Genomic DNA, 518 nt, shown 5'->3' on the forward strand with positions numbered 1-518 from the left:
TTATCTTCTAATGATCGGAAAAACTTCGGATTTTCATAGTGTGTTCCATCTGACAAAATAGCGAAATCTTTTAGTCCTACATCTATTCCAATATAAGAATGTGTTTTCGGAAGTTCTTGTACTTCTATTTCAACTAATAGTGACACAAAATATCTACCAGAAGGGTTCCGTCTAACTGTAGCATTTACAATACGCCCCTCTACTTCGCGACTTTTGGCAAATCGAACAAGGCCTAGTTTCGGCAACTTTATTTTGTTCCCTACAACGGCAATGTTTTCGTTTGTTTGTTTTGTGGTATAAGATTGTACGTTGTTCTTCTTAGATTTAAAGCGCGGTGCGCTGTTTTGTTTTTTAAAAAAGCGTGTATAAGCATCCGCAAGGTTGCGAATAGACGACTGAATCGCAATACTATCCACTTCTTTGAGCCAAACAAGCTCTTTCTTCATGGCAGGTAGTTTGGCAGAGCATGTACCATAGGTCAAGCCTTTTCCTGTCTCTTTGTATGCTTGATCCCATAA

The 518-nt window shown here is 38.6% G+C and carries 1 protein-coding gene; it reads right to left on the reverse strand.

What is annotated here, in order from left to right; all coding sequences use genetic code 11:
* Positions 1 to 518 (reverse strand): RNA-guided endonuclease TnpB family protein (locus ACUN13_RS32190; RefSeq protein WP_242296047.1); only part of this gene is annotated, 518 nt, incomplete at both ends.

The sequence above is a fragment of the Bacillus cereus group sp. Bce041 genome (genome assembly GCF_052646455.1).